The organism is Pseudoalteromonas sp. SANK 73390, from assembly GCF_054966645.1.
Genome location: NZ_ARPN01000088.1, coordinates 93539 through 100315, shown reverse-complemented (window position 1 = coordinate 100315; position 6777 = coordinate 93539). Strand labels below are relative to the sequence as shown.

General features: G+C 39.4%; 4 protein-coding genes. All 4 read right to left on the bottom strand.

Annotated features, from left to right (window positions below; all coding sequences use genetic code 11):
* A partial coding sequence (locus SANK73390_RS11290; protein ID WP_462766119.1) for an amino acid adenylation domain-containing protein occupies positions 1 to 3606 on the bottom strand: 3606 nt, incomplete at its 3' end.
* Between the two features lie 113 nt (positions 3607 to 3719).
* Entirely contained in the window at positions 3720 to 4877 is a 1158-nt protein-coding gene (locus SANK73390_RS11285; protein WP_462766118.1) for an ABC transporter permease, read from the bottom strand.
* Between the two features lie 4 nt (positions 4878 to 4881).
* Positions 4882 to 6045, bottom strand: a complete 1164-nt coding sequence (locus tag SANK73390_RS11280) for an ABC transporter permease (RefSeq protein WP_462766117.1) — start codon at positions 6043 to 6045, stop codon at positions 4882 to 4884.
* Complete coding sequence (locus SANK73390_RS11275) at positions 6042 to 6737, bottom strand: ABC transporter ATP-binding protein (RefSeq protein ID WP_462766116.1); 696 nt, start codon at positions 6735 to 6737, stop codon at positions 6042 to 6044. The genes SANK73390_RS11280 and SANK73390_RS11275 overlap by 4 nt, the downstream gene beginning before the upstream one ends.
* Positions 6738 to 6777 lie beyond the last annotated feature (40 nt).

The following is a 6777-nucleotide window of genomic DNA, read 5'->3' as shown; positions in this document are numbered from 1 at the left end:
CGCCACTATCGTATGTATTGCTTTTTCAAATGCTGCTTTATCTAGCTTCCCTTCAAGTAGCAAAGTGTTAAGCAAGTTATATTGCACCTCATTTTCTTCAAGCTGAGAAGCCAGCCACAGTCTTTGCTGAGAAAAAGATAAAGGTAATTTCTGTGTCCGCGCAATAGGCTCAATCTCAGCATATTGGTAAGTTCCGGCACCTTGCTCACATATTTTTGCCAGTGCCGATATGGTAGGGTTTGAGAAAAGCGTTCTCAAATGAAGATCAACTTTATATTTAGAACGAACGGTACTTAAAAACCGCATCGCTAACAGAGAATGACCACCAATATTGAAAAAATTGTCGTGTATACCCACCAGCTCAATGTCAAGTAAGCTCTGCCATAATTCAGCGAACTGAAGCTGTATAGCCGTTGTAGGTGCAACGTATTGAGTACGTGCTATTTGCTCTAAATTTGGTTCTGGTAATGCTTGACGATTCACTTTACCATTCGCTCTAAGTGGGTAGCGATCTAGAAATACAAATTGGCTTGGCACCATGTATTGCGCTAACTTGCCAGATAGCTGCTGCTTATAATACTCCACGACTTCAGCTTGCGATTGATAAAGCAATGAGGTTAAAAAGCCGGTAAACTTAGGGATCACATAAGCCACTAATTGTGCATTGTCATCAACACCACGAACAATAACCCTAACATCCTCAACTGACTCTTCTTCAAGTAGTTGAGCTTCAATTTCGCCAGGCTCAATCCTAAAACCTCTAATTTTTAACTGGTCATCAATACGGCCTAGATACTCATAGGTATAACTTTGAGTAAGTTCATCCCACACTCTTCGGCCCCAGTCTCCTGTTCGGTAAATGCGCAATCCGAATTCATCGCCAAAGCGATGAGCCGTAAATTTATCTTCGGTAAACTCTGGTTGATTCAAATACCCCGTAGCAAGGTTTTTACCGGATACACAGATTTCTCCTGGAATATGATCTGGCATCAGCTGCCCTGATGGCCCGAGTATCAATAAGCTGCAATTTGAAATTGGCTGACCTAGCGGAGCGTCCGCTTTTTCTGTCATTCCATCAAATTGCCAAGCAGTGACATCAGATGTGACCTCTGTCGAGCCATATAAGTTAATTACGTTAACGCTTGGTAGCGTGTTTTGAATATCTTGCGCAAGTTTACTCTTCAGCGCTTCACCACTGATGAACCAATATTGCAAAGATGCCAATTCTTCACTATTAGCAACCTCAATCAAACTCCTTGCCAAAGAAGGAGCGGTTACAATTCGGCTAATAGAGTATTCTTGTAAGCGTTTGAGCAGTAAATTGCCATCTAGTAGATCAGACTTTTGAATGAGTACCATGGTTTGTCCAGCCATTAAGGGAGTAAATAGCTCCCATACAGCTCGTATAAATGACACGGACGTTATATGACATGCACACTCATTATGCGAATAAGGGAATGCTTGATTACTCCAAGATACTCGATTTAGTAAAGCGAGATGCGAACCAATAACACCTTTAGGCGTACCAGTTGAGCCTGATGTAAAAATAATATGCGCAGGAGAACTACCACTAAGCTCAACCGTATGAGTAAAAGGCACATCCGCTTGTATGACCGTTTCTATCTCATGAATACCACTTGAGTCCTCAAATGCTTTTAAACGTAGCTCATCCACTAACGTCAATTTTGGTTCAGAAACTTCAAGCATCTGCGCGATGCGCCCATGTGGCAGATCTGTGGCAAGCGGAACATAGGCAGCTCCTGCTTTTAGTATACCAAGGATAGAGACCACCATATTAAGGCCTCTTTCCATGTACACACCCACGTATTCGCCAGGCAATACACCTTGATTTACTAAGTAGCCAGCAACGGAATCTGAACGCTGTTTCAATTCTTGATAAGTCAAACTATACGCGCTTTCCCCTTCCACACTGATCAATGCTCTTTTGTTTGGTATATCAACCGCATACTGGTCGATTTTTTGATGAGCAAAAAATGTATCTAGAGGGGCAACCTGGGGGGCAAGTCTACTTAGCATCGTGCCTATCTGTGCTGGCTGGGTATATTGTAAATGGTCCAAACAAATATCAGCATTCTCTGTTACCTGCTCTAGAGTAAACTGTAATACATCTAGAATCGCTTCAGCTGTGCTAGGTTTAAATAGCGCTTTCTTATACTCTAGACCAAGTATGATATTGTTATTTGCATGGGTCACATATAGAGTTAAATCAAATATGCTATTGTGTTCATCACCCGTTTCTTTAATTGGCCTATAAGGTTCAATTTGCAACTCACTATCAGCTGACGAGGCTACATTAAAATCTTCAAATACATTCAATAAAACTTGTATTAAGGGGTTGTAACTGGTGCTGCGTTCCACTTTTAACTTATCTACCAACATATCGAATGGTACTTTTTGATGTTGGAAGGCTTCAGAAGTGCCTTTTTTAACTTTCTGTAATAAAGTTTTAAAAGTATCGCTAGCCTCCAGCTCAGTTCTCAAAGGGATGGTATTAATAAACACACCAATTAGCGATTCAAGATCTTCGTGGTAGCGACCAGATACGGGCGTTCCCATAACAATGTCTCGACTATTTTGTAGTCGACTTAAGACAATATTAAAGGCGGCTTGTGCAAGAATAAATAATGTAACGCCCTGCTGATTACATAGCTTTCTGACCTCAGTGTATAAACTATCTGAGATCTTACGCGTTATTGTACCTGCAACATAAGATTGGTTCGCAGAACGTGAGGAGTCCAATGGAATACTATGTATTGCTGGCGCATCAGCAAGTTTACTTTTCCAATACTGGATATCTTTCTCAAGTAATTGACTATTACTTTCTTCACGTTGCCAAGCTGCAAAGTCAGCATACTGGATATGTATAGGGGCAAGCGGGCTTGGATTTCCTTTTGCAAATGATTGGTATAATTGATTAAACTCTTTACCAATAATATTCAATGACCAACCATCACACACTAAGTGGTGAATATTGAAAATCAGAACGTGCTCGGAACTATTGAGCTTAAATAGTAGAATTTTAATTAACGTATCTTCCATTAAATCAAATGAAAGAAACGCCTCAGAATTAGCTCTTTTGGCAATTTCAGACTCTTGCTGATTAACGTCTAAATTACTTAGATCCTGTGTTATAACTGGTAAAGAAATTTGCTCACGTACGACTTGATAAACCCCCCCCTCGCGTTCAATAATATTACTGCGAAGAGTTTCATGACGCTCTATAATTGCAGCGATAGTGCGATCGAAAATATCATGGTCTAAATCACCCAGAACTCGCAGGTTACTGATCATATTATATTGACGACTATCAGACTCTAGCTGCTGTACAAACCACATTCCCTGTTGAGCATATGACAGTGGGATAGAGTGGGTTCTATCAAATTTAGGAATGTCCAATGCATCATTTTGCTTTATTTGAGAGTGGCTACTCAAAAACTTAATGATCTCAGCCTTATTCTCTTTCAAGTAATCAACAATGTCTTTAGTTAAAAGCTGCTTGTTGCCCGCAACTTTGATGTCTGAACCATTAAGTCCAATTTTTATATTTTTTGACCGACAAAACAAAATAAAGTCTGTTACTAGCATTAATCAGCATCCACTCAAAAAAGCACGGTATAACATAACCACTTAATAACTATACTCGTGCCTTTAAAAACAAACTTTAGCCGTTCACCAAAGCTTGCTCTTTGTTTTTATTATTATCTTAATGCTGCTACGATTGGCATTCTAACAATGCCCAGTAGCGCAAAAAGGCCACCTATAAGGCTAATTAATATGGATACTGCAACGCCTAGCATTAGCGTCTCTGGCGTTGCCGTAAGCATAAAATTCACCTGTGAAAAGCTCATATCATTAACGGTTGATAGCTTTACTCCATCCACTAATAAATAAACCCCTAACACACCTATTAATCCACCTATCAAACCTAAAAAGGCGGACTCAAGCAAAATTGACAAACACACCTTGGTCGATGAAAAGCCAATAGCTTGTAACGTCGTTACTTCTACTCTTCTAGCAGCAATCGTTGAACTCATGCTACTCAACGTGACCAGTACAGTTCCAAGAGCCATTAAACCTAGCAATGGATATCCAATATAAGTCACAAATTTTTCAATATCTTCTGATTGACTGGCGTAGTATTGAGACTCTGTCATGATCGAAACTCGTAATCGTTTATCATTACTTAAATCATGCTGTAACTGCTCCAAGTCAGACTCACCATTTAGCTTGACCCGTACTGAAGAATATCCCCGGTCATACAACTGCCTTAGCAATAACGAGTCGAGCCAAATTTCAGACTCAAGCACACTGCCATTGTCTTCAAAGACACCAACTATTTGCCACTTTGTGTTGCCAATTTCCAACATGGAATTGAGTGCGACATTATCCAGTTTACTGAATATACTCCTGCCAATAATAAGCTCCGTAGTACCCCACTTAAACATGCGCCCGGCCAGCAGTTTTACATCTTTTCGAATTGTTAAAGATTCTTGACTTAATCCACGCAAAGCAACATTTATGGTGTTCTCAGCCCCGCCGACATTAAGATCAAAACTAGTAAACAACTCCTTCGCCGAGCGCTCTGGTCCAGCGATATCTGTAACAATATTGGCGTGAAAAGCGGGCATAAAGCTTCGCATTTCAGACTGAGCACCATGTTTTATAACAACAGCGATATCATCTGAACCAGCCAACTTCATGGTTGACTGAAAGCCATTTAATACGGAAAAAATCCCCATCAAAATCGCCACCGCGCCCGCAACACCAATAATAGCGACAAAGCTGCTGTACCAACGCTTGGGCAAACTCAGTAAGTTCACCATAAAAAGGTGGAGTACCTGTTTAAATCCTTGCATTTGCTTACCCTCTCAATACATCAATAATTTTCGCTTTGTTGACTCTTAGAGCCGGAATCATCGTCGTCACAATACTCAACAGTACAACAATGATAAGTGCTTCATTGACGGTACCTACATCAATGTTAATACCATCTAGCATGGGGTAGCTCACCAAAAGCGGCGCTGTAACCACTAATGTCAACTTGGCGATTCCCAGCCCTAAGGCAGCCCCTATTGAAAACAAATACAAACCTTGTGTTAAAATAAGCAAGTAAATATTTGAGCTATCAAATCCTAAGACTTTTAAAATTGTATACTCAGAAAACCTCTCTCTGATTGATGATGCAATGCTGTTACTCACGATTAATACCATGGTTATAAAAACAGCAAAAAGTACAACACTAAAAACAGTTTTCAATAACTCATATCGCTTTGTGAACTGTTTTTTAAATAAGTTTTCAGGTCGAGATCTTGTTGCTTGACTATAATCAGAAAAAAGATCATCTATTTGCACTGCCACTTGATTAACATCATAATCATCATTAATGCGAATAAGCAGTTCATCAGTATTTCCCTTTGAATAAAGATTCGCTTCTTCAAATAGGTCAAACCTCATTAAAACTTGGTTTTCAACACCAACTGAAGCCTTTTTATCTAACACTTCAACAATTAAGAATTGCCAAATAAACCCCTCTTTATTTGGCCATATACTTGAACCTATAGGAACAGTATCTCCAACTTTCCATTTAAACTTATCCATTAGTTCTTTTGTGACTAATATCCCATTTATAGTGCGAGTCCACTTATCTATAGCCTCGTCACTTATATTATATTCTGAATATATTTTGCTATACTCAACTGGGTCCACAGCATATTGAGCAAAGTCATTACTTTGTTCTTGATAATAAGCGCCAAACCAATTTTGCCGAGAAACAGCCAGTACACTATCGAACTTTTCTATTTCTTGTTTGTAAGTATACGGAAGAGACTTAGTTAATGTTAACCTGTTATAAGTGACGATCCTTTGGTCACTGTTGGTCAGTGAAGTCTTATCCGCATCGTAAATTTGGCTTAATGCGTTCATTAAGCCAAAGAGTAAAAACGCAAGCATGATAGAGAGTAAATTCATGGCTGTGCGCCCAGGTTGGCCAATAAAATTAAGCCATGACAATTGACCTAACTTCATGACATACCTACCTCTGTGACCTGGTTATTGGATAGAGTAACTTGGCGAGACGCAAAACTTGCTGCTATCGGGTCATGAGTAACCATGACAATTGTTTTACCATAATCCTCATTTAGGCTTTTTAAGATATTTAGAATTTCCTTTGCTGTTGTAGCGTCTAATCCCCCAGTTGGTTCATCGCAAATAAGAATGTCAGGGTTTGTCACAATAGCTCGTGCTATCGCCACACGCTGCTCTTGACCACCTGATAATTCTTTTGGGTAATGATGAGCATGCTCAGATAGACCAACTATCGCTAATGCTGCTTCAGCTCTCTTTTTTCTCTCTTTACTATTCAAAGGCTTGAGTAATAAAGGCAATTCAACATTTCGCTCTGCGGTCAGTACAGGAATAAGATGATAGGCTTGAAAAATAAACCCTATATGTTCTGCTCGCCAATTGGTTAGCTTACTATCAGTTAGTTTGTATACGTCAACATCTGCTAAACTTACTGAGCCAACATCCGGCTTATCTAGCCCACCAACAATATTTAGCAACGTTGATTTACCCGTTCCAGAAGGCCCCATTATTGATAAAAACTCCCCCCTATTAATCGATAAATCAAAATTATTTAAAACTGTAACTTCATGACTCCCTTTGGTATAACTTTTACAAACACCTGCTAGCTCTATGATTTTTTTATTTTTTTTCATTTTTATTTTCGTCCTTTACAAATTTTTAGTTTGCCTAGTT

Coding starts and splice junctions, on each gene's coding strand:
- SANK73390_RS11285 (WP_462766118.1), bottom strand. CDS start 4,877: ATGCAAGGATTTAAACAGGTACTCCACCTTTTTATGGTGAACTTACTG.
- SANK73390_RS11280 (WP_462766117.1), bottom strand. CDS start 6,045: ATGAAGTTAGGTCAATTGTCATGGCTTAATTTTATTGGCCAACCTGGG.
- SANK73390_RS11275 (WP_462766116.1), bottom strand. CDS start 6,737: ATGAAAAAAAATAAAAAAATCATAGAGCTAGCAGGTGTTTGTAAAAGT.